General features: G+C 74.8%; 17 protein-coding genes. 8 read left to right on the forward strand and 9 right to left on the reverse strand.

The genetic code is table 11. The features are described 5' to 3' along the window. Window positions 1-193 precede the first annotated feature (193 nt). Complete coding sequence (locus ACN27B_RS05480) at window positions 194-496, forward strand: hypothetical protein (RefSeq protein WP_422743763.1); 303 nt, start codon at window positions 194-196, stop codon at window positions 494-496. Further along, complete coding sequence (locus tag ACN27B_RS05485; protein ID WP_422743765.1) at window positions 493-2,136, forward strand: alpha/beta hydrolase; 1,644 nt, start codon at window positions 493-495, stop codon at window positions 2,134-2,136. Before ACN27B_RS05480 ends, ACN27B_RS05485 begins: the two co-directional genes overlap by 4 nt. Window positions 2,137-2,186: 50 nt before the next feature. Here ACN27B_RS05485 and glmS read toward each other — a convergent pair whose 3' ends face one another. Further along, complete coding sequence (glmS, locus tag ACN27B_RS05490) at window positions 2,187-4,100, reverse strand: glutamine--fructose-6-phosphate transaminase (isomerizing) (protein ID WP_099163666.1); 1,914 nt, start codon at window positions 4,098-4,100, stop codon at window positions 2,187-2,189. Window positions 4,101-4,339: 239 nt separating this feature from the next. Here glmS and ACN27B_RS05495 point away from each other — a divergent pair, with 239 nt between their 5' ends. The 3 genes from ACN27B_RS05495 to ACN27B_RS05505 are packed head-to-tail and all read left to right on the forward strand — an operon-like array spanning window position 4,340 to window position 7,717. After that, the gene (locus ACN27B_RS05495; protein WP_422743768.1) at window positions 4,340-5,398 is read left to right on the forward strand and encodes an MmpS family transport accessory protein; all 1,059 of its coding nucleotides are present in this window, start codon (window positions 4,340-4,342) and stop codon (window positions 5,396-5,398) included. Between the two features lie 31 nt (window positions 5,399-5,429). Then, on the forward strand, window positions 5,430-6,617 hold the full coding sequence (locus ACN27B_RS05500) for a pyridoxal phosphate-dependent aminotransferase (protein ID WP_422743770.1): 1,188 nt from the start codon (window positions 5,430-5,432) through the stop codon (window positions 6,615-6,617). Next, window positions 6,614-7,717 (forward strand): threonine aldolase family protein, encoded by a 1,104-nt coding sequence (locus ACN27B_RS05505; RefSeq protein ID WP_422743772.1) that lies wholly within the window; start codon window positions 6,614-6,616, stop codon window positions 7,715-7,717. Before ACN27B_RS05500 ends, ACN27B_RS05505 begins: the two co-directional genes overlap by 4 nt. A gap of 26 nt (window positions 7,718-7,743) precedes the next feature. Here the strand turns inward: ACN27B_RS05505 and ACN27B_RS05510 are convergent, their stop codons facing one another. Continuing rightward, entirely contained in the window at window positions 7,744-8,394 is a 651-nt protein-coding gene (locus ACN27B_RS05510; protein ID WP_099163662.1) for a PadR family transcriptional regulator, read from the reverse strand. 98 nt (window positions 8,395-8,492) lie between these two features. On the opposite strand from ACN27B_RS05510, the gene ACN27B_RS05515 reads away from it, so the two are divergent. Genes ACN27B_RS05515 through ACN27B_RS05525 form a run of 3 tightly spaced genes read left to right on the forward strand, consistent with a single transcriptional unit; the run spans window position 8,493 to window position 14,916 of the window. Next, on the forward strand, window positions 8,493-11,327 hold the full coding sequence (locus ACN27B_RS05515) for an FtsX-like permease family protein (protein ID WP_422743774.1): 2,835 nt from the start codon (window positions 8,493-8,495) through the stop codon (window positions 11,325-11,327). 2 nt (window positions 11,328-11,329) lie between these two features. Then, entirely contained in the window at window positions 11,330-12,076 is a 747-nt protein-coding gene (locus ACN27B_RS05520; RefSeq protein WP_099163660.1) for an ABC transporter ATP-binding protein, read from the forward strand. Window positions 12,077-12,090: 14 nt separating this feature from the next. Then, window positions 12,091-14,916 carry an FtsX-like permease family protein gene (locus ACN27B_RS05525; RefSeq protein WP_422743777.1) on the forward strand — a complete coding sequence of 942 codons (2,826 nt, stop codon included), beginning with the start codon at window positions 12,091-12,093 and terminating at the stop codon, window positions 14,914-14,916. A 65-nt stretch (window positions 14,917-14,981) separates the two neighbouring features. Here the strand turns inward: ACN27B_RS05525 and glmM are convergent, their stop codons facing one another. The 7 genes from glmM to ACN27B_RS05560 all read right to left on the reverse strand — a co-directional run bounded on the left by glmM (window position 14,982) and on the right by ACN27B_RS05560 (window position 20,404). Beyond that, complete coding sequence (glmM, locus tag ACN27B_RS05530) at window positions 14,982-16,337, reverse strand: phosphoglucosamine mutase (protein ID WP_099163658.1); 1,356 nt, start codon at window positions 16,335-16,337, stop codon at window positions 14,982-14,984. Window positions 16,338-16,447: 110 nt separating this feature from the next. Continuing rightward, a complete protein-coding gene (gene rpsI / locus ACN27B_RS05535) occupies window positions 16,448-16,912 on the reverse strand; it encodes a 30S ribosomal protein S9 (RefSeq protein WP_088998399.1) in 465 nt (154 codons plus the stop codon). 20 nt (window positions 16,913-16,932) lie between these two features. After that, window positions 16,933-17,376 carry a 50S ribosomal protein L13 gene (rplM, locus tag ACN27B_RS05540; RefSeq protein ID WP_091570221.1) on the reverse strand — a complete coding sequence of 148 codons (444 nt, stop codon included), beginning with the start codon at window positions 17,374-17,376 and terminating at the stop codon, window positions 16,933-16,935. Window positions 17,377-17,585: 209 nt separating this feature from the next. After that, on the reverse strand, window positions 17,586-18,965 hold the full coding sequence (locus ACN27B_RS05545) for an MFS transporter (protein ID WP_422743780.1): 1,380 nt from the start codon (window positions 18,963-18,965) through the stop codon (window positions 17,586-17,588). Window positions 18,966-19,087: 122 nt separating this feature from the next. Further along, the gene (locus ACN27B_RS05550; protein ID WP_172967920.1) at window positions 19,088-19,393 is read right to left on the reverse strand and encodes a hypothetical protein; all 306 of its coding nucleotides are present in this window, start codon (window positions 19,391-19,393) and stop codon (window positions 19,088-19,090) included. Beyond that, complete coding sequence (locus ACN27B_RS05555; protein ID WP_098747860.1) at window positions 19,371-19,631, reverse strand: DUF6364 family protein; 261 nt, start codon at window positions 19,629-19,631, stop codon at window positions 19,371-19,373. The genes ACN27B_RS05550 and ACN27B_RS05555 overlap by 23 nt, the downstream gene beginning before the upstream one ends. A gap of 74 nt (window positions 19,632-19,705) precedes the next feature. Further along, window positions 19,706-20,404: a class I SAM-dependent methyltransferase gene (locus ACN27B_RS05560; protein ID WP_396824070.1), complete on the reverse strand. Its 699-nt coding sequence runs from the start codon at window positions 20,402-20,404 to the stop codon at window positions 19,706-19,708. Window positions 20,405-20,497: the final 93 nt, after the last annotated feature.

Genomic DNA, 20,497 nt, shown 5'->3' on the forward strand with positions numbered 1-20,497 from the left:
TCGACCGAGGGCCCGCGCGCGGGTCTCGATCAGGCCTCACCCTACCGGCGGCAGGTGCCCGGAACCCGCCCACGAACGCGCCTGTGGAAAACCTCGCCCGTTGTCCACAGGGTCGACGGCGCCACCACCGTTCCGCCTAGCGTCGTCGCCGTGCGGAGCCGGCCGGTGGGGCCGGTCGAGGCGGGGAGGGCACGTGGTGGAGGAGCCGTTCGACGTCGATCCGGAACTGCTGCGGGCGGAGGCGCGGGAGCTGGGCGACGACGCGCGCCGGCTGGCCGCTCTGCCGGGCGAGGCGTCGGAACCGCTGCTGGTGGCACCGGCGGACGGCTGGCGGTCGGGCGGTGCGCTGGCCGACCTGGAGGCGGCGGTGCAGCGCTGGTCGGGCACGCTGGCGGCCCGGGTCGCCGACACCGCCGAGGCGTTGCGCGCCGGGGCCGACGGCTACGACGCGGTGGACGACCGGGCCGCCCACCGCCTCGCCGGGATCTCCCGGTGAGCGCGCCGCGTTCGCGCCCCGCGCCGGCCTCCGCCCCGGACCGGGACGCACCGGCCGGCTACGCGCAGCTCTGGCGGGCCGACCCGGTCGCCTGGCCCGCCGCCGGCGCGGCCTGGCGTGGGCTCGCCGGCCCGGTGCGCCGCCGCGCCGACGGGCTGACCGCCCGGGTCGAGAAACTCCGCCCGGGCTGGACCGGTGTCGCGTCCACGGCCGCCCAGGGGCGGATCGGAGAGCTGCGGACGGCGCTCACCGACGTGCTGCCGGCGTTGGTCGAGGCCGACCAGGCGCTCGCCGAGTTCGGCGCCCGGCTGGGCGTCGCGAAGGCACGGCTCGGCGCCGAGGTGGCCCGGGCCGAGAGCGGCGGCCTGCTGGTGGACCGCCACGGCGCCGTCCGGTCGCCTCCCGGCCGGCCCGTCGACCGGGCCGGCCCGGCGGTGGTGCGCGCACGGGCCGGGATCCGGGACGCGCTGACGCTGGCCGGTGCGGCGGACCGGGAGGCCGCCGGCCGGCTGGCCGAGCTGACCACGGCGGCGGCACGCGGCTGGGTGAGCGTGCCACCGGCCTGGCGGCCCGGGCCGGGCGCCGGGCCGGCCGAGGTGAGCCGCTGGTGGGCCGGCCTGAGCCCGGCCGAACGGCGGTGGCTGGTCGGGCGGGAGCCGGGCCGGGTGGGCCGGCTCGACGGGGTGCCCGTGACCGCCCGCGACCAGGCCAACCGACTCCTGCTCGCCGACCGGCGGGAGGAGCTGCTCGCCCGTCGGATCGCCCTGTCGCGCCCGTTGCCGGCGGTGCCGTTCGAGGTGGCCCGCCGTGCCCGGCTGGCCGGGGTGGAGGCGGCGCTGCGCGGGCTCGACGGGTTGGCCGAGCGGCTGGCCGCGCCCGGGGCGCCACGGGCGTACCTGTTGGGTCTCGACCCGGCCGGGGACGGGCGGGCGGTGGTGGCGCTCGGCAACCCGGACCGGGCCGGCGCGGTGCTGACCTACGTGCCGGGCATGACCTCGGACCTCGCCGACGCGCCGGCCGAGCTGGGGCGGGCCGCCCGGGTGCTCCAGCGGTGCGACGCGATCGGGCCGGGCGCGGAGACGGCGGCGGTGCTCTGGCTGGACTACGACGCGCCGGACCGGCTCACCGAGGCGGCCGGCGCCCGGCAGGCCGAGGACGCCGGGCCGGCGTTGCACCGCTTCCAGGAGGGGTTGCGGGCCACGCACGAGGGACCGCCGGCCCGGCAGACCGTGCTCGGGCACAGCTACGGCTCCGTGGTGGTCGGCGCCGCCGCCCGGGACCACGGCCTGGGCGCCGACGCGCTGGTCTTCGTGGGGTCCCCGGGGGTGGGCGTCGACCACGCCACCGAGCTGCGGATGCCGGCCGGGCAGGTGTGGGCGGCGACCGCGCCCGACGACGTCATCCGGCTGGCCCGTCCACCGGACGAACTGGCCCGCCGGACCCTGCTGGCCGGCACGCCGCTCGGTCCGGCGCTGGCCGCGCTCGACCCGCACGCCGGGCGGCTGTGGTTCGGCGCCGACCCGAGCGGCCCGGGCTTCGGCGGCCGGCGCTTCCCCAGCGCCCCGCACGGCCACACCGGCTACTGGGATCCCGACAACCCGGCGTTGGACGGGATGGCGCGGATCGTGCTGGGTGGGTGAGACGACGCGGCCCCCTCCGTCGTGGGGCGGAGGGGGCCGGAACGGGTGGGTTACTCGACAGTGACCGACTTGGCGAGGTTCCGCGGCTGGTCGACGTCGTGCCCCCGGGCGGCGGCGATCTCGGCGGCGAGCACCTGGAGCGGCACGGTCGTCACCAGCGGCGCCAGCAGCGTGGGCGTACGCGGCACGTAGATCAGGTGGTCGGCGTAGCGGACCACCGCCTGGTCGCCCTCCTCCGCGATCACGATGGTGCGGGCGCCCCGGGCGCGCACCTCCTGGATGTTGGAGACGACCTTGTCGTGCAGCATGCCCCGACCGACCGGCGACGGCACGATGCAGATCACCGGCGTGCCCTGGTCGATCAGCGAGATCGGGCCGTGCTTCAGCTCGCCGGCGGCGAAGCCCTCGGCGTGCATGTACGCCAGCTCCTTGAGCTTCAGCGCACCCTCCAGGGCGACCGGGTAGCCCACGTGCCGGCCGATGAACAGCACCGTCGGCTCGGACTTCAGCTCGCGGCCCAGCTCGCGGACCGGCTCGATCCGATCCAGCAGCTCCCGCAGCTTGCCCGGCATCTCCTGGAGCTGGGCCACCACCGCGCCCACCTCGTCGGCGAACTTGATGCCGCGCACCTGGGCCAGGTGCAGCCCGATCAGGTAGCACGCGACGACCTGGGTGAGGAACGCCTTGGTGGAGGCGACCGCGATCTCCGGGCCGCCGTGGGTGTAGAGCACCGCGTCGGACTCACGCGGGATGGTGGAGCCGTTGGTGTTGCAGATGGCCAGCACGCGGGCCTTCTGCTCCTTGGCGTGGCGCAGCGCCATCAGCGTGTCCATCGTCTCGCCGGACTGCGAGATCACCACGATCAGGGTGGACCGGTCCAGCACCGGGTCGCGGTAGCGGAACTCGCTGGCCAGCTCCACCTCGCAGGGGATGCGGGTCCAGTGCTCGATGGCGTACTTCGCGACCAGGCCGGCGTGGTAGGAGGTGCCGCAGGCGACGATGAAGATCTTGTCGACGTCACGCAGGTCCTGCTCGCTGAGGCGGACCTCGTCGAGCGCGATCTCACCGCTCTCGGTGAGCCGGCCGAGCAGCGTGTCGGCGATGGCCTGCGGCTGCTCCTCGATCTCCTTGAGCATGAACCAGTCGTAACCGCCCTTCTCGGCGGCCGACGAGTCCCAGTCGATGTGGAAGTCCTTGCCGCTCGCCGGCTGGCCGGCGAAGTCGGTGATGTCGATGCTGTCCGGCGTGATCAGGACGATCTGGTCCTGCCCCAGCTCGACCGCGTCCCGGGTGTGCTCGATGAACGCCGCCACGTCGCTGGCCAGGTAGTTCTCGCCGTCGCCCCGGCCCACGACCAGCGGCGAGTTGCGCCGGGCGCCGACCACCGCGCCGGGGATGCCGGCGTCGACGGCGAGCAGCGTGAACGCACCCTCCAGACGGGCGCACACCACCCGCATGGCGGCGGCGAGGAGCTGCGGGCTGTCGGTCTCACCGGCCGAGCGCAGGTCGGCCAGCGCGCGGGCGATCAGGTGCGCGGCGCACTCGGTGTCGGTGTCGCTGGCGAACTCGACGCCCTCGTCCTCCAGCTCGGCGCGCAGCTTCGCGAAGTTCTCGATGATGCCGTTGTGGATCACGGCGACCCGGCCGTCGGGGGCGAGGTGGGGGTGGGCGTTGCGGTCGGTCGGCCCGCCGTGGGTGGCCCACCGGGTGTGGCCGATGCCGGTGGTGCCGTCGCCGATGCCGATCGGGCTGGCGGCGCAGTCCTCGGGGTTGCTCGCGGCCCGCTCGGAGAGGACCTTCTCCAGGTTGGCCAGCTTGCCGGCCTTCTTCTCGGTCAGCAGCTCGTCGTCGCAGACGACGGCGACCCCGGCCGAGTCGTAGCCGCGGTATTCCAGCCGCCGCAGTCCGTCGAGCACGATGCCGAGCGCCGGGCGCGCACCGGCGTAACCCACGATTCCACACATGGTCCGCAGCCTAGCCGAGTTTCGCTCACCGCGCGTGCTCGGAAGGCGGGTTAACGATCACTGAACATGAGCGAACCGGTGAGCGGATGGAGCGGGTCGGACAAAATTGCTCATCTCACCCGGCGCGCTGACCGGTCGACGTGAGCGGCGGGGCCGCGGGGGTGGCTGGCACGCCCTACATTGAGGGCCGCGCCCACCCCTCCGCGGACGTCCGCGCCGTACCCCTGTGAGCTGAGCCGATGTCCGAAACGACCCCCGCCCCCGAGCCGGGCTCCGGGCCGAGCGACCCACCCCCGACACCGGCCCACCCGGCCGCGACGCCCAGCGACCCGATCGCGCCGCCCGCGGCATCGTCCTGGACGCCGCCCGACCCGCTGGCCGCCCCGCAGCCGTGGACGCCGCCGGCCCCGTGGTCGCCGCCGACCTGGGCACCGGGCCCCTGGACCGGCGATCACTCCGGCACATCCGACCCTGCCGGCACGCCCGGCCCTACCGACCGGCCCGACACCCCCGGGCAGGGCGTCAACCAAGGACCGGGCCGACCGACGGGGGCACCGGCCGGCGGCGCGGGCTGGGCGGCGCCGGAAGCGGCCGGCCACCCCCGACCGGCCGTCCCACCCGCCGGCTGGTCCGGCGACCCGGCCGTCCCGTCGCCCGGCGACACCGGCGGGCCGCCGCCCGGTGGCCCGGCCGCGCCCGGTTGGCCGCCGGCCGCCTATCCGCCCGCGGCCTATCCGCCGGCCGCCTATCCGCCGGGGGCGTACCCGCCCGGGCCGTACCCGCCGCCGTACGCGTATCCCGGCGGGACCCCGCGCCGGTCCACCGGTGGATGGGCGGTCGGCCTGGTGGTCACCGTGGTCGCCGCGCTGGTGCTGGCCTTCTGCGGCTGCGTCGGCCTGGGCGTGCTCGGGGCGTTCGTGGACGACTCGACCTCGTCCGGGGAACCCTATGACGACCCGTACCTCGACGACCCGGACGGGATCGTCGAGGAGCCGACCCCCACGGCGCCGGTGACCACCCCGTCGGGCGGGCCCGGACGGTTCACCGTCGTCTACGAGGTGACCGCGACCGGCCCGGTGGACGTGCAGTTCTACGACGCGGGCGAGAACCTGCTCCACCTCGACGACGTGGCCTCGCCCTGGCGCCTGCGCCTCACCGCGAACAACCGCGAGCGGGTGCAGGTCACCGCAACCCCGGCCGGACCCGACGCCGGCGACGTGACCTGCCGGATCACCGTCGACGGCCGGGAGGTGTACCGGAACTCCGGCCGGTGGGGCGCGACCTGCTTCGGCTGGTGACGCGTCGGAGGTGGGCCGTAGGCTGGCCGCCGTGACGACGACCGATCCCCTGGTGGCCCGGATGCGGCCGTTCGGCACCACCGTCTTCGCCGAGATGTCGGCGCTGGCCGTGCGCACCGGCGCGGTCAACCTCGGGCAGGGCTTCCCGGACACCGACGGCCCGCCGGAGATGCTCGCCGCCGCCGCCGAGGCGCTGCGCGGCGGCCACAACCAGTACCCGCCGGGTCCGGGGATCCCCGCCCTGCGCGCGGCCGTCGCGACCCACCAACGCCGGTTCTGGGGCCTGGACTACGACCCGGACGGCGAGGTCGTGGTGACCGCCGGCGCCACCGAGGCGGTCGCGGCAAGCATCCTCGCCCTCTGCGAGCCGGGTGACGAGGTGGTCTGCTTCGAGCCCTACTACGACTCGTACGCGGCCTCGATCGCGTTGGCCGGCGCGGTCCGCCGCCCGGTGACGCTGCGACCGGGCGCCGACGGCCGGTACGCCTTCGACCCGGACGAACTGCGCACGGCGTTCGGTCCGCGTACCCGGCTGGTGCTGCTGAACTCGCCGCACAACCCGACCGGGAAGGTCTTCACCGCCGACGAGCTGGCAGTGGTCGCCGGGCTGTGCCGGGAGCACGAGGTCTACGCGGTCACCGACGAGGTCTACGAGCACCTCGTCTACACCGACGCCGCCGGGCCGCACCTGCCGCTGGCCGGGTTGCCGGGCATGCGGGAGCGGACGCTGCGCATCTCCTCGGCCGGCAAGACGTTCTCCTGCACCGGCTGGAAGGTCGGTTGGGTGAGCGGGCCGGCACCGCTGGTCGCGGCGGTGCTGCGGGTGAAGCAGTTCCTCACGTTCGTCAACGCCGGCCCGCTCCAGCCGGCCGTGGCGGTGGCCCTCGGCCTGCCCGACGCCTACTTCACCGGGTTCCGGGACGACCTGCAACGCCGCCGGGACCAGCTGGTCGCCGGGCTCGCCGACGCCGGTTTCGGTGTCCTCCCGCCCGAGGGGACCTACTTCGTCACCGCCGACATCGGCGCGCTCGGCGGCCGGGACGGGGTGGAGTTCTGCCGGTCCCTGCCGGAGCGCTGCGGCGTGGTGGGGGTGCCGACACAGGTCTTCTACGACGACGTGGAGGCGGGCCGCCGGCTCGTCCGGTTCGCGTTCTGCAAGCGGCCGGAGGTGCTCGCCGAGGCGGTGACCCGGCTGCGCCGGCTCCGGGAGGACGGATGAGCGACGGACACGCCGAACGGCTGCGGCGGCTCGCCGCCCAGCGCGGCTGCACAACAATGCTCTCCGGCGTACGCCCGACGTCGGTGCGGGAGCAGCTCGCCGCGCTCGGCGCGGTGGCCGGTGACGACCTGCCCGACCTCTACGGCGAGGGCGGGCCGGTGGCGGAGCTGGAGCTGCGCGTCGCCGAGCTGCTCGGCGCGGAGGCCGCGGTGTTCTTCCCCTCCGGCACGATGGCGCAGCAGGTGGCGATGCGGCACGGGGCGGAGCTGACCGGCCGGGCCGGGGTCGGGCTGCACCCGCTCAGCCACCCGCTGGTGCACGAACGCGACGCGTACGCGCTGCTCGCCGGCGTGCGCGCGGTGTCGACCACGGCCGCCCCGCGCAACCCGACGGCCGCCGAGGTCGCCGCGCTCGACGAGCCGATCGGCACGCTCTTCCTGGAGCTGCCGTTGCGGGACGCCGGGTTCGTGCTGCCGACCTGGGACGAGCTGGTCGCCGTGGTCGCAGCGGCCCGGGCCCGGGACGTCCGGGTGCACTTCGACGGCGCCCGGCTCTGGGAGTCGACCGTCCACCTCGGCTACTCGACGGCCGAGATCGCGGCGCTGGCCGACAGCACGTACGTCTCGTTCTACAAGTCGCTCGGCGGCCACTCCGGGGCGGCGCTGGCCGGGGACGCGGAGTTGGCCCGCCACGCGCGCGCCTGGCGGCACCGCTACGGCGGCACGCTGTTCCAGCAGTGGCCGGCGGCCCTGGCCGCGCTCGCCGGGCTGACCCGGGAGCTGCCGGAGCTGCCCGGGCACGTGGGGCACGCGAAGGTGGTGGCCGAGGCGTTGGCCGCCCTGCCCGGCGCCCGGGTCCACCCGACGCCGCCGCACACCCACCAGTTCCGGTTCTGGCTGCCGTACCCGGCGGCGGCGCTGAACGCGGCGAACCTCGCCCTGGCCGAGGAGGAGCGGGCGTGGTTCGTCGGCGGCTGGCGGGACACCGAGGTGCCCGGGCTGGCGCTGGCCGAGGTGACGGTGGCCGGCCCGGCGCGGGAGCTGGACGCCGAGGCGGTGACCGAGCTGGCCGACCGTTTCCTGCGCCGACTGGCGGCCTGACCGACGCGTCGCGACCGGCTCGCGCGTCAGCCGGCGGCCCGCGTCGGGCCGGTTCCGTCGTCCGGCCGGGCCGCCGCGTCGATGGGGTCGGCCCGAGCCGCTCGCCCGGCGGACCGGTCGGACGGGGGCGCGTCGGCGAGGCCGGCGAGCGTGACGCCGCCGTCGGCGAGCAGCGCCGCCTCGGCGTCGTCGACGAAGGCGAGGTCGGCCTCGACGTGCCGGCCCGCGGCCGACAGCAGCAGCCGGACCACGGGGTCGTCGGCCCGGCGGCGCAACCCGTCGAGGTTGCGCAGCTCGCGCAGGAGATGGCCGCGCTGGTTGGTGAGCACGGAACGGACGACGGACGCCTCGCCGGAGCGGGCCGCGGCGGTCACCTTGAGGAAGAAGTCGTCCCGGAAGCCGCCGCTGCGCGGGCTGGGCGCGGTCAACCAACGGTCGAGTTCGGCGCGGCCGTCGGCGGTGATCTCGTAGACGACCCGGTCGGGCTTGACCGGCTGTGACCTCCGCTCGGCGACCACGAGGCCGTCCCGGGAGAGCCGGTCGAGGATCTGGTAGAGGTGCCCGATGTTGAGCGGGCCCCACTGCGGTCCGACCGCCGCCTCGAACGCGCCCTTCAGCTCGTAGCCGTAGCTCGGGCCGCGGGCGAGGAGGGCCAGGACCGCGTGCTGGATCGCCACCGTCTTCTCCGATCCGGTTCCGGACAGGCACCCGTCGGGGGCCTTGCATTGTCACAATGTATCGCGCACAGTGTGGTCAGCACACGGGGAGGCGCGACATGTTCCAGGTCGTCTGGGGGCAGCTTCGTGGCCGTGCGGGACGGTCGGTGGCGCTGCTGGCCGGCGTGCTGGTGGCCACCACCGGCTTCGTCGTCCTGACCGGCGCCACCACCACCTCGCGGTTGGCCGTCGAAGGCACCGTCGAGCGCAACACCCGGGCCGCCTACGACATCCTCGTCCGCCCACAGGGGACGCGCACGCCCCTGGAGACCACGGGCGGGCTGGTCCGGCCCAACTACCTCTCCGACACCTACGGCGGCATCACCACAGCGCAGTACGAGCAGGTCAGAACGGTCCCCGGAGTGGACGTGGCCGCGCCCATCGCGATGATCGGTTACTCGACCTCGGCGGTGCCGCTGCGGCTGGACCTCACCTCGGCGGTCGACCGGTCCCTCGACCGGCAGGTGATCCGGGTCGACCCCACCTGGGTGGCCGAGCGCGGCCTGTCCACCGCGCCGGGCAAGCCACGGTACGTGTACGTGACCACACGCCCCCTCATCCATCCGATAGTCGACCCGGAACATCTGGACGAGCTCCGCTACACCGACGGCAGGCGCTATCCGGTGGACGAGGTCTGCGGAGCGGTCCCGCGCGAGGTGCAGCCGGACGGCAGCAGCCGGCCGATCTGCGACCCGCAGCGGGGTGCCCTGATCGGCAACCGCGCCACGCTCTCCGAGCGGGACAACTGGTGGGTCACGCCGGTCCGGTTGCTGCCGGACGGCCGCTTCGAGGCGGAGAACCACGTGCTCGCGGAGAACGGCGACGCCGCGACGGCGATCTCCGACCGGTTGACGCTCACCGAGCCGGTCACCGTGCCGTTCCTGCTCGCCGCCGTGGACCCGGACGCGGAGCAGCGTCTGGTCGGCCTCGCCGGCGCCGTGACGACGGGCCGCCCCCTGCGGGCCGGTGACGCGGTGGACGAGAAGCTGCTCGGCACCGCGCTCAACCGGTCGGTCCCGGTGCTCGCCACCAGCCGCCCCTATCTCGACAGCGAGCTGCGAGCCACGCTCACCCGGCTGCCCGCCGCCCGCCCGGCGGGAATGCCGGCCGTCGACCTGGAGGACGGTTTGCGGCGGGCAGCCGGCACACCGGCCGGGGTGGCTCGGGCCGAGCTGGCGGACGCCTACCGGAGCCGGCTCGCGGCCGGCATTTCCGACCCGGGGGGCTGTTGTTCCGGGCAGCTCCAGATCATGACGCAGCCCGGCCCCGTGAGGTACGACGAGCGACCCGGCGGCGAGCTGCACGCCGCGCCGGCGCCACCGGCCGCACCCGAGATCTTCGGCAAGGAGCGCGAGTTCAGCTGGCTGCCCCGCCCCTGGCTCACCGACGACATCGGGGCGCGGACCCTGCGCCGGCTTCCCCTGCCCGACGGCGGCGCGGTCACCCCGTTCCGCCAGTGGCGGGCGGTCGGCGTGTTCGACCCGGAGAGGCTGACCGGCTTCAGCGACGTCGGCGCGGTGCCGCTGGAGACGTACGAGGCGCCGGTGGCCGAGGGTGCCGACGACCGCAGCCGGGCCGCGCTGGGCGACCGGCCGCTGGAGCCGAGCGGCAACCCGGCCGGCTACCTGTCCGCGCCGCCGTTGCTGCTGACCAGTCTCGCCAGCGCCGGCCAGCTGTTGGACGGCGCCGGCACACCGCAGCGCACCGCGCCGATCAGCGCGATCCGGGTCCGGGTCGCCGACGTGGGCGGCTACAGCGAGCGTTCGGCCGAGCGGGTCCGCCTGATCGCCGAGCGGATCGCCCAGGTCACCGGCCTCGACGTCGACATCACGCTCGGGTCCTCTCCCGCGCCGCAGACCGTGGAGCTACCGGCCGGCAGGTACGGCCGTCCCGCCCTGCGCCTGACCGAGAGCTGGTCGGCACTCGGGGTCGCCTCCGTGATCACCGAGGCGGTGGACCGCAAGAGCGCCGCCCTCTTCGTCCTGGTGCTGGTGGTCTGCGTGCTCTTTCTCGGCAACGCGGTGTCCGCCGCGGTCCGGGACCGGCGCCCCGAGCTGGCGGTGCTCGCCTGCCTGGGCTGGCCGGCCCACCGGATCGGCGCGTTGATCCTCGGTGAGGTCGCCGCGCTGGGTCTCGCCGCCGGGCTCCTCTCCGTCGGCCTGGCGTTCCCGCTCGGCGCGGCCCTGGACATCGGCATCGACTGGCGGCGGGCGCTGGTCGCCGTACCGGTGGCCCTGCTGCTGGCGCTGGTCGCCGGCGTGGCGCCGGCGCTGCGAGCCGCGCGCGCCCATCCGGCCGAGGCGTTGCGTCCGCCGGTCGCCGCGGCCCGTTGGGTACGCCGACCCCGCACCCTGCCCGGCCTGGCGCTGGTGAACCTGATGCGGAGCCCCGGCCGCACCATGCTGGGCGCGGGCGCGCTGGCCATCGGGGTGGCCGCGCTGACCCTGGTCGCCGCCACCGCGTACGCCTTCCGGGGCGCGATCGTGGGCAGCCTGCTCGGTGACACGGTGTCGCTCAGCGTGCGCGGCGCGGACGCCCTCGCGGCGGTGGCCACCGTGCTGCTCGGAGCCGCCGCCGTGGCCGACGTGCTCTACCTGAACATCCGCGACCGGGCCGCCGAGCTCGCCACGCTGCGGGCGACCGGTTGGACCAACGCGGCGCTGGGCCGCCTGATCGGCTACGAGGGCTTCGTCATCGGCACGCTCGGCGCGGTCGGCGGCGCCACCCTCGGGCTCGGCGGGGCGGCCCTCGTGGTCGGCCAGGTGCCGGCCGGCCTGGTGACCGTGGCGGCGCTGGTCGCCCTGGCCGGTGTGCTGGTCACCTGCCTGGCGGCGCTCGTACCGGCCGCGCTGCTGCGCCGCCTACCCACCGCACGACTGCTGGCAGAGGAGTGACAATGGAAGGGACGACGGGCAGTACGGTACGCATCGCCGGGCTGGTCCGGCAGTTCCGCACCGGCCCCGAGCGGCTCACCGCCGTCGACGACGTGTCGCTGGAGATCGCGGCGGGGTCGGTGGTGGCGCTGACCGGCCCGAGCGGCTCGGGCAAGTCCACGCTGCTGCACCTGATCGGTGCGATCGAGCAGGCCGACCGGGGCACGGTGACGGTGGACGACGTGGAGGTCACCGCGCTGCGCCGGGCGGCCCTGGCCCGCTACCGGCAGCGGGTCGGTTTCGTCTTCCAGCGCTACCACCTGCTGCCGGCGCTCACCGTGCTGGACAACGTGATCGCGCCGGTGCTGCCGCGCCGGGGCCGGGCCGACCACGCCGCCCGCGCCCGCGAACTGCTGGACGCGGTGGGCCTCGCCGGCCGGGAACGGGCCCTGCCGGCGGAGCTCTCCGGCGGCCAGCAGCAGCGGGTGGCGATCGCGCGGGCGCTGATGGGCGGGCCCCGGCTGCTGTTGGCCGACGAGCCGACCGGCAACCTGGACTCGACCACCGGCGCCCAGATCCTGGACCTGCTGCTCGACCTGCGCGACCGGCACGGCATGACGATCCTGCTCGCGACCCACGAGCCGGCGATCGCCGCCCGCTGCGACCGTCTGATCCGGCTCGGCGACGGACGGGTCGTCGAGGACGTGGACCTGACCGACGGGGAGGATCCGGCCGACACGTTCGACCGTGCCTCCCGCCTGCGTCTCTGACCGAGGGAGCGCGCGTGTTCCGATTCGTCTGGCGACAGCTGCGCGGGCGTGCGGGCCGTTCGGTGGCACTGCTGACCGGCGTCCTGGTCGCCACCACCGGTTTCGTCGTCCTCACCGGGGCTACCACCACCTCGCGGCTCGCCGTGATCGGCAGCCTCGAACGGCACACCCGCGCGTCCTACGACATTCTCGTGCGTCCCACGGGCAGCCGCACCCCGCTGGAGGCGCAGCGCGGGCTGGTCCGTCCCAACTACCTGTCCGGCCTCTTCGGCGGCATCACCACGGCCCAGTACGACCAGGTCAAGGCGTTGCCCGGCATCGAGGTGGCCGCGCCCATCGCGATGCTCGGGCACGCCGACCAGATCATCAGCGGCTCGCTCGACCTCACCGGCGCGGTCGACCCGACCCTGGACCGGCAGGTCATCCGGATCGACCTGACCTTCGACACGGACCGTGGTCGGTCGGTCGGGCGGGCCGCACCCCGATACCTCTACCTCACGAAGCACCCGTTGATCCGTCCGGACTTCTCCGGGCCGCCCGGCCGGAAGCTCCGGTACACCGACGGCAGCGAACACCCCGTCGACGCCTGCGGCCGGGAGTACGCGGTCCCGCGCGAGGTCCAACCGGACGGGCGTTCGCTGCCGGTCTGCGACCCGTTGGCGGTCGCCAGCGACGGCGCGGCCGGATCCACCATGTCCGAACTCGACATGACCTCGCTCAGCGCGGCCCACCTGCGACCGGACGGGCGGTTCGAGTTCGGCCCGGCCCGCCGGGGAAAGCCACCGGCGCCCACCGACCGGCTGCTGCTCCCGGTGGGGGTCAGTGTCGCGCTGCTGCTCGCCGCCGTCGACCCGGTGGCCGAGGACCGGCTGGTCGGGTTGAACAAGGCGATCCAGGACGGCATCCCACTTCCGCCGGACCGCCGGCCGGCCCGGGTGGACTATTCCTCCTGGGGTCAGGCCACCGAGTTCCCGGTCCTGGCCACCAGCCGCCCGTTCGTCGACGGGTCGGTCTCGGCGACGTACCGCCAGCTCGTGCCGTCCGGGATCGCCGGCCTGCCGGCCGCCACGGTCGGGTCGGCCCTCGCCACGCTCCCCGGCAGGCCGGCGGGCGGCGGGCGGGAGGACTTCGCCGACCGCTACCTCGGGGACATCCGGAACCTGATCGAGCGTCCCGGGGAGTGCTGCGGCGGCGTGCTCGACCTCGTGTTGCAGGCCGGCCCGGTCGACTACGACGAGGGACCGGACGGCGTCCTGCGGCCGCGGACGGTCACTGTCGACCCGTCGGTCTACGGCTCCGAGTTCGTGATCCGACGGCAGCGGTCCTGGCTCGCCGACGACCGGTCGTTCCGGCCGCTCAACCAGGTGCCGACGAGCATCGGCGACGAGGCCCTCTCCCACAGCTGGCGTCCGGTCGGCACGTTCGACCCGCTCCGGTTGACCGGATTCGACGACCTGTCCCGGGTGCCGCTGGAGACCTACGAGCCACCGACCGTCGAGGGCGCCGACGACCGCAGCCGGCAGGCGCTGGGGGACCGGCCGCTGCTGCCCAACGGCAGCCCCGGCGGCTACCTCTCCGCACCGCCGCTGCTGCTCACCAACCTGGCCAGCGTGCCGGACCTGCTGGTCGGCGCTCCCGCCCGGCAGCGCAAGGCGCCGATCAGCGCGATCCGGGTGAGGGTGGCCGACGTGGACGGCTACAACGAGCGCTCGGCCGAGCGGGTCCGCCTGATCGCCGAGCGGATCGCCACCACCACCGGCCTCGACGTGGACATCACCCTCGGTTCCTCGCCGGCGCCGCAGACCGTGGACCTGCCCGCCGGCGCCTTCGGCCGCCCCGACCTGAGGCTGACCGAGAACTGGTCCGCCCTCGGCGTCGCCTCGGTCATCACGAAGGCCGTCGACCGCAAGAGCGCCGTGCTGTTCGCGCTGGTCCTCGTGGTCTGCGCGCTGTTCCTCGGCAACGCCGTCACCGCCGCCGTCCGCGACCGCCGTGCCGAACTCGCCGTGCTGGCCTGCCTCGGCTGGTCGGCACGCCGCATCGGCGCGCTCGTCCTCGGCGAGGTCGCCACGCTCGGCCTGGCCGCCGGGCTGCTCGGGGTCGGCCTCGCCGTCCCCCTGGGCCGCGCCCTCGGCATCGACGTCGAGTGGGACCGCGCGCTGCTCGCCGTGCCGGTGGCGCTGCTCCTGGCCCTGGTCGCGGGTCTGGCACCCGCGCTGCGGGCCGCCCGCGCCCACCCCGCCGCCGCGTTGCGCCCACCGGTGGCCGCCGCCCTCCGCGCCCACCGCACCCGGACCGTCGCCGGAATGGCAGTGGTCAACCTGGCCCGTGTCCCCGCGCGCACGGTGCTCGGCGCCGCCGCCCTCGCCATCGGTGTCGCCTCACTCACGGTGGTCGGCGCCGTCGCCTACGCCTTCCGCGGCGCGATCGTCGGCAGCCTGCTGGGCGACACGGTGTCGCTGGACGTACGCGGCGCGGACACCCTCGCCGCCGTGGCCACGGTGCTCCTCGGCGCGGCCGCCGTCGCGGACGTGCTCTACCTGGACGTCCGGGACCGCGCCACCGAACTGGCCGCCCTCCAGGCCACCGGCTGGACCGACGGGGCGCTCACCCGTCTCGTCGGCTACCAGGCGCTGTTCCTCGGCGGCCTCGGCGCGCTCAGCGGCGCCGGCCTCGGGCTCGGCGGCGCCGCCTGGCTCGTCGGTGACCTGCCCGCAGCGCTGGTCACCACCGCCGTCCTGGCCGCCCTGGCGGGCGTCCTGGTCACCTGCCTGGCCGCGCTCGTCCCCGCCTACCTGCTGCGCCGTCTACCTACCGCGCGGCTCCTCGCCCAGGAATGACGGCGGCCGCCCGGCCAGGCGCCCAGGAACGACGCCCACCGCGCGGCCGCTCGGGCCGGATCCGGTCAGGCGACCGGGCTGGCGGTGCGGACCTGGTCGGCGATGCGCTCGGCGACCTCACGGGCGGTGGCCTCGGTGGCCGCCTCCACCATGACCCGCACCAGCGGCTCGGTGCCGGAGGGGCGGAGCAGCACCCGGCCGGTCTCGCCCAGCTCGGACTCGGCCCGCTCGACCTCGGCGCGGACGGCCGGCGCGGCGGCGCCGACGGTACGGTCGCCGACCGGCACGTTGATCAGCACCTGGGGCAGCTTGGTGACCACGGACGCCAGCTCGGCCAGGGACGTGCCGGTGGCGGCCATCCGCGCCATCAGGTGCAGCCCGGTGAGCACGCCGTCGCCGGTGGTGGCGTACGCGGGCAGCACGATGTGCCCGCTCTGCTCGCCGCCCAGCGCCAGGCCGGAGGCGTGCAGCTCCTCCAGCACGTACCGGTCGCCGACCTTGGTCTCGACCAGCCGGATGCCGTGCTCGGACATGGCCAGCCGCAGGCCGAGGTTGCTCATCACGGTGGCGACCAGGGTGTCCTGGGTCAGCTGGCCGGCGTCCCGCATGGCCAGCGCGAGGATCGCCATGACCTGGTCGCCGTCGACCTCCTCGCCGTCGGCGGTGACCGCGACGCAGCGGTCGGCGTCGCCGTCGTGGGCGATGCCCAGGTGCGCGCCGTGCTCGACCACGGCGGCGCGCAGCGCCTCGATGTGGTTGGAGCCGCACTCGTCGTTGATGTTGAGCCCGTCCGGCTCGGCGTGGATGGCGATCACCTCGGCGCCGGCCTCCTGGTAGGCGACCGGGGCGACGTCGGCCGCCGCGCCGTTGGCGCAGTCGACCACGACCTTGATCCCGTCGAGGCGGTGCGGCAGGGTGCCGACCAGGTGCTGGACGTAGTGGTCGGCGCCGTCGAGCAGGTCGTTCACCCGGCCGACGCCGGCACCGGTGGGGCGCTTCCAGGCGGTGGTGGCGTTGGCCTCCACCGCCTCCTCGATCCGCGTCTCGATCTCGTCGGGCAGCTTGTGCCCGCCGGCGGCGAAGATCTTGATCCCGTTGTCCGGCATCGGGTTGTGCGAGGCGGAGAGCATCACGCCCAGGTCGGCCTTGATCTCGGCGGTGAGGAACGCCACCGCCGGCGTGGGCAGCACGCCGACCCGGACCACGTTCGCGCCGGCGCTGGTCAGGCCGGCGACGACGGCCGCCTCCAGCATCTCGCCGCTGGCCCGGGTGTCCCGGCCGACCACCGCCAGTGGCGGGTGGCTCCGGTCCGCCTCCGCCAGCGTGTGAGCCGCGGCCACCGCGACCGCGAGCGCCAACTCCGGGGTGAGATCCGCGTTCGCCCGCCCGCGTACGCCGTCCGTGCCGAACAACCGGCCCATACCCGCCAACCTCCGTGCCGTTGAGAGGAGAAACGCGGAACGGCCGGGCCGCCTCCCGGGAGGGGAGGCGGACCCGGCCGTCCGTCAGAAGTACAAGTCGCTGGTGGTGATCAGCGCTTCGAGTACTGGGGAGCCTTACGGGCCTTCTTGAGGCCGTACTTCTTGCTCTCCTTGACCCGGGCGTCACGGGTCAGGAAGCCGGCCTTCTTCAGGGCCGGGCGGTCGTCGGGCTCGTTGACGATCAGCGCCCGGGCGATGGCGAGCCGCAGCGCGCCGGCCTGGCCGGTGGTGCCGCCGCCACGCAGGTTGGCGATCACGTCGAACGCCTCGGGCTTCTCGGCGGTGACCAGCGGGTCCTTGATGAGCTGCTGGTGCACCTTGCTCGGGAAGTAGGCCTCGAGGTCGCGGCCGTTGCAGGTGATCTTGCCGCTGCCCGGGACGATCCGGACCCGGACGATGGCTTCCTTGCGCCGACCCACGGTCTGGATCGGGCGGTCACCGCGGGGCGCGCGCGCGACGGGCGCCGGCGCCTCGGTGGCCTCGGGGGCGACCTCGGTCTCGGTGATGTCGGTCATGCTGCTTCCTTCGCCCGCGCTCACTGCGCGATCTGCTTGATCTCGAACGGCGCCGGCTGCTGCGCGCCGTGCGGGTGCTCGGCACCGGCGTAGACCTTCAGCTTCTTGAGGAGCTGACGGCCCAGCTTGTTGTGCGGGAGCATGCCCTTCACGGCCAGCTCGATGGCCCGCTCGGGCCGCTTGGTGAGCAGCTCGTCGTAGCCGACCCGCTTCAGACCACCCGGGTAGCCGGAGTGGCGGTAAGCGACCTTGGTCTGGCGCTTGTTGCCGGTCAGCGCGACCTTGCCCGCGTTCACGATGACGACGAAGTCGCCCGTGTCGACGTGCGGCGCGAAAGTCGGCTTGTGCTTGCCACGCAGCAGCGTGGCGGCGTGGGTCGCCAGGCGGCCCAGCACGACATCAGAGGCGTCGATGACGTGCCACTGACGCTCGATCTCACCCGGCTTCGGGCTGTACGTACGCACAGGTCTACCTTGTCTCGTCGTCGGTCTGGGGTCGCGCGCCGAGGTAACCGGGGCTTCCCAGTCGAACCAGCGCGCACGAACGACCAAGCGTACCTGATGCGGCACGCCTAAGAATGTCGTACAACAGCAGGCAACGATACCCGGCCGCCCGGCGGCAGGTCAAAACGGGGTCGCACCACGCGTGGCCTGCGCGTTTTCCATGGCGCGGGTCACACGCCGGCCAGCGTACTCGGCCCGGGTCGGAGGTAGACCACCCAGGTCACCAGGAAGCAGAGCGCGTACCAGCCGATGAAGGCCAGGTAGGCGGCGTCGGCGGTGCCGGAGGTCAGGAACGACTGCCGGAACGCCACGTTCACCAGCACCCCGCCGGAGGCACCGACCGCGCCGGCGATGCCGATCAGCGCACCGGAGAGCCGGCGGGCCCGCCGCCGCGCCGCCTCCGGGTCGCCGGTCCGCTCCGCCTCGGCCGCCGCCCGGGCCCGGAAGATCGCCGGGATCATCTTGTACGTCGAACCGTTGCCGATCCCGGAGAAGACGAAGAGCGCCAGGAACCCGGCCAGGTAGAGCGGGAAGGACCGGTCCCGGGCCGCGTACAGCACCAGCGCGGCGCCGCCGGCCATCGCCACGAAGTTCCAGAACGTGACCTTGGCCCCGCCGAGCCGGTCGGCCAGCTGGCCGCCGACCGGCCGGACCAGCGAGCCGACCAGCGGTCCGAGGAAGGTCAGCCAGGCGGCGTCGACCGGGGTGGGGAACCGGTCGTGGAACTGGAGCTGGAGCACCTGGCCGAAGGCGAAGCCGAAGCCGATGAACGAGCCGAACGTGCCGACGTAGAGCAGCGACATCACCCAGGTGTGCGGGTCCCGGGCCGCCGCCCGCAGCGCGCCCGGCTCGTTGCGCGCCCCGGGCACGTTGTCCAGCCAGCGGGCCGCCGCCAGCGCGGCGAGCACGATCAGCGGCAGGTAGACCGCCGGCACCAGCCGGGGGTACGCGGCGCCCGCGACGCCCAGCACCGCCAGCCCGACGAGCTGCACGGCCGGCACGCCGAGGTTGCCGCCACCGGCGTTGAGCCCCAGCGCCCGGCCCTTGAGCCGGTCCGGGAAGAACAGGTTGATGTTGGCCATGGAGGAGGCGAAGTTGCCGCCGCCGACCCCGGACAGGCACGCCAGCACCATCAGCGTGGCGTACGACACGCCGGGCTCGATCAGCACCGCCATCGGCACCGCCGGCACGAGCAGCAGCAGTGCGCTCGCGATGGTCCAGTTCCGGCCGCCGAACCGGGCCACGGCGAGCGTGTACGGCAGCCGCAGCACCGCCCCCAGCGCGGCCGGCACGGCGGTGAGCAGGAACTTCCCGGCCGGGTCGATGCCGTACTCCGGGCCGAGGAAGAGCACCACCACCGACCAGAGGCTCCACACGGAGAAGCCGACGTGCTCGGCGAAGATCGAGACGTACAGGTTGCGCCGGGCCACCCGGGCGCCGCCGGCGGCCCAGAACGCCGGGTCCTCGGGACGCCATTCGGTGATCCGCCCGGGCCGGCCGGTGGCGACCGGCGCCGGGGTCGTGGTGGTGCTGGTGGCGAGCGTGCTCACGGCGGCTCCTCCTCGTCGGTGACGAGAGGGACGCTAGGAACGGCCGGTTTCCCCGGGGTGCCCCGCGCGCGTCGGTCCGGAAACGGAGATCGCACGTCCGCCGGGCGGCGGCGGTGAGGCGGTCACAGCTCCTGCAGGATGCGCAGCGCCCGGCCGACCCGCTGCATGGTCTCGGTGTCGGCCACGTCCACGCACTCGCTGAACCACTTCTTCATCGGTGAGGAGAGCCGGTCGGGCATCACCACGAAGCCGCCCATCCGGACGGCCAGCGGTGAGTCGCGCAACAGCGACTCCTCGACCACCTCGGCCACGATCACGATCGGCACGTCGGTGGAGTTGTAGACGTCGGAGCTGATCACCAGGCCGAACCGTTCCCGGGCGCCGGAGATGCGCCAGACCTCTCCCCTACGCAGCACGCGGGCGCCCACCGCCGAACAGGGCGTCGTCGACCAGCGCGGCCTCCTGGGCGTCGGCCAGGGCGGCGGCTTCCAGGTCCAGGCCGGCACGGCCGACGGCGGCGGCGTGCGCGGTGAAGACCTCGCGCAGCGCCTTCTCCCGGGCGGCCTGGTCCATCCAGGCGGAGAGGGACAGGCCCTCCCGCTTGGCGAACCGGCGCGCCTCCTCGATCGTCTCGTCGGAGAACGACAGCGTCACCTTGGCGGTCATGCCGGAGAGATTACCCATTGGTATGACCACCAGTCATCCCCGCGCGCACCGGTCGGCGAACCGGACAGCCGACCTCATCCCGGACGGTGCCCGCCGAAGACGGCGAACCGCCACTCCTTGAAGAAGCAGTCCACGTCGACCAGGCCCGCCTCGGCGAGCCAGCGACACTGCTCGGCCACGGTCGCCGGGCGGTCGTGCCGCATCCGCTGCCGCGCGGCGGCGATCTCGGCGGCGTCGGAGCCCCGCTCGGTGATCCGCGCCGTCCACACCTCGTCGTAGCGCCGGTCGAGCGCCGGGGTCGGGCCGGCCACCTGCTCGGCGTTGACGAACACCCCGCCCGGCGTCAGCGCGTCCGCCGCCCGGCGGTAGAGCGCCCGCTTGCCGTCGTCGTCGAGGTGGTGGACGGCCAGCGCGGAGACCACCGCGTCGTACCGGCCGGCGGGCAGGGGGTCGCCCAGGTCGGCGTGGACCGTGCGGTGCGGCACGCCCCGGGCGGCCAGATGGCCGGTGGCCACCGCCAGCATCGCGGGCGCGCCGTCGACCAGCGTCAGCCGGACGCCGGGGACCGCGGCGGCCAGCAGCAGGGAGAGCAGGCCGGTGCCCGCGCCGAGGTCCAGCACCTCGGGGGTACGCCCGGCGGCGAGCGCCGCCCGCAACGGTGGCGCGGCCACCTCGACGGCGGTGCCGTAGAAGGCGTCAAAGCACGGCACCAGCCGTCGCCGGGCCTGGTCGTAGGTGCCCGCCACCGCGTCGAACGCGTCCGTCACGCTCACGATCGCCTCCCATTATATGGAACGGTATTCCCACATTCTAAACCCGACGATCCGACCCGTCAGCCCCGTGCGGTGTGAGGCGCTCTTGACAGG

Origin of the sequence: Micromonospora sp. WMMD754 (assembly GCF_049315235.1) — a bacterium.
Classification (GTDB): Bacteria; Actinomycetota; Actinomycetes; order Mycobacteriales; family Micromonosporaceae; genus Micromonospora; species Micromonospora sediminicola.

Coding starts and splice junctions, on each gene's coding strand:
- glmS (WP_099163666.1), bottom strand. CDS start 4,100: ATGTGTGGAATCGTGGGTTACGCCGGTGCGCGCCCGGCGCTCGGCATC.
- ACN27B_RS05495 (WP_422743768.1), top strand. CDS start 4,340: ATGTCCGAAACGACCCCCGCCCCCGAGCCGGGCTCCGGGCCGAGCGAC.
- ACN27B_RS05505 (WP_422743772.1), top strand. CDS start 6,614: ATGAGCGACGGACACGCCGAACGGCTGCGGCGGCTCGCCGCCCAGCGC.
- ACN27B_RS05515 (WP_422743774.1), top strand. CDS start 8,493: ATGTTCCAGGTCGTCTGGGGGCAGCTTCGTGGCCGTGCGGGACGGTCG.
- ACN27B_RS05520 (WP_099163660.1), top strand. CDS start 11,330: ATGGAAGGGACGACGGGCAGTACGGTACGCATCGCCGGGCTGGTCCGG.
- glmM (WP_099163658.1), bottom strand. CDS start 16,337: ATGGGCCGGTTGTTCGGCACGGACGGCGTACGCGGGCGGGCGAACGCG.
- rpsI (WP_088998399.1), bottom strand. CDS start 16,912: ATGACCGACATCACCGAGACCGAGGTCGCCCCCGAGGCCACCGAGGCG.
- ACN27B_RS05555 (WP_098747860.1), bottom strand. CDS start 19,631: ATGACCGCCAAGGTGACGCTGTCGTTCTCCGACGAGACGATCGAGGAG.